The sequence below is a fragment of the Staphylococcus sp. EZ-P03 genome (assembly GCF_003344575.1).
GTDB classification, from domain to species: Bacteria; Bacillota; Bacilli; order Staphylococcales; family Staphylococcaceae; genus Staphylococcus; species Staphylococcus simulans_B.
Genome location: NZ_QPMO01000052.1, coordinates 1 through 1,835, shown reverse-complemented (window position 1 = coordinate 1,835; position 1,835 = coordinate 1). Strand labels below are relative to the sequence as shown.

Sequence of the window (1,835 nt, the reverse complement as noted above, 5' to 3'; positions counted from 1 at the left end):
AAAGGGGCTGGGACATAAATACAGCCTCAAAAGAACCCCGCTGAAATTCCAAATTGAATTTCAGCGGGGTTTTTATATAAATTACACATATTATTTCAAAAAAATAAAGCCCTCGCTTATAATAAGAGAATAACCACAAACCCAAATTACAGGAGGAACTTTATGTATAAAAATTATAACATGTCTCAATTATCTCTGCCATTAACTACTGAAATTACTTTTCCAAAAGGTGATACTGCTCACCTTGTAAACGACTTGGTTGAACAAATACCTGATGTCGTCTTCGACGACTTTAAACGACATCGTGGTGCACCTTCTCATAATCCTCGAATGATGCTTAAAATTATTTTGTACGCATATAGCAATTCTATTTTTTCTGGTCGAAAAATTGAATTTGCGTTAAAAGACAGCTTGAGATTCATGTGGCTTGCTCAAGAACAACAACCTTCTTATCGCACTATCAATCGTTTTCGTGCTAACCCGCTTACTAATAAACTAATCAAAGAATGTTTTGTAGTCTTTAGAACTTTCCTTGTTTCTCAAAATTTAATTGAAGAAGATGCTATTTATATAGATGGTACAAAAATTGAAGCAAATGCGAATAAATTCACTTTTGTTTGGCGTGCCAATACAGAAAGGTATAGCGAATCAAACACTAAAAAATCAATTGAAGTGTATGACCAATTAATGGAAGATGAGATTATTCCAGAATTGGAAAGAGAGTCGCAATATGAATTAACTTTAGATGAAATGAAAGATATAAAACAAAAATTAGAAGTTAAAATCGAAGATTTAAATCATGAAATTGAAAAACAAGATAGTGTTGAAACTAGAAAAATACTGCGTTCCGAAAGGAAGATTTTGAAAGGTTATAAGAAAACCATTTCAGAATGTCACGACAAAAAAGAAAAGTATGATGAACAATTTGATATCTTAGGTGAACGAAGAAGTTATTCAAAGACTGACCATGACGCAACTTTTATGAGATTAAAAGATGATCACATGCAGAACGGTCAACTAAAAGCAGCATATAATGTTCAAGCAGCGACATATAACCAATTTGTTTTAGCCTACGGCATTTTCCAAAATCCAGGAGATACTAGAACACTTGGAGATTTTATCAAAATTATAGAAGAAATGAATGGTGACATTCCTGAGTATATTGTAGCTGATGCAGGCTATGGTAGTGAAAGTAACTATGAAATGATTATAGATGAGTTCGAAAGAACACCGCTGATTCCATACAATATGATACTTAAAGAACAAAAAAAGAAATATAAGGAAAATATTTTCAACTCCGCTAACTGGAAATACGACGAAATAAATGATCAATATATTTGTCCTGATAATAAAATTCTTTTTCTAAATGGATATAGATTTAGAACGGATAAATATGGTTTCGTAAGAAAATTCAAAGAATATCTAAGCTATGATTGTATAGACTGCCCATTAAGACAAGAATGTATGAATCCAAAGGCAGGACCAAATACACAAAAGAAAATTAGGAAAAACTTAAATTGGGAGTACTTCAAAAGTAATACTAAAAAATTGCTTTCAGATCCGGAAACTTCAAAAATCTACAGTCAAAGAAAAATTGATGTAGAAACATTTTTCGGAAATCTGAAGGCTAATTTGGGTTTCACTCGAATGTCCCTTCGGGGCAAAGAAAAAGTCGAAACCGAAATTGGAATTGCATTTATGGCAGTTAATATAAAGAAACTATCAGCTCTACGAGCTGGTAATTTCTATTTAAAATTAAAACAGGAAGATTTTTCATTTTTTATCATGAAAATCTTCCTGTTTTCGGTTCTGAGTCACATTAATGTCCCAGCCCC

General features: G+C 32.2%; 1 protein-coding gene. It reads left to right on the top strand.

Annotated elements, in window-relative coordinates:
* Positions 1 to 162: 162 nt before the first annotated feature.
* On the top strand, positions 163 to 1,835 hold a 1,673-nt coding region (locus DVJ99_RS12915; RefSeq protein ID WP_240430867.1), incomplete at its 3' end, for an IS1182 family transposase.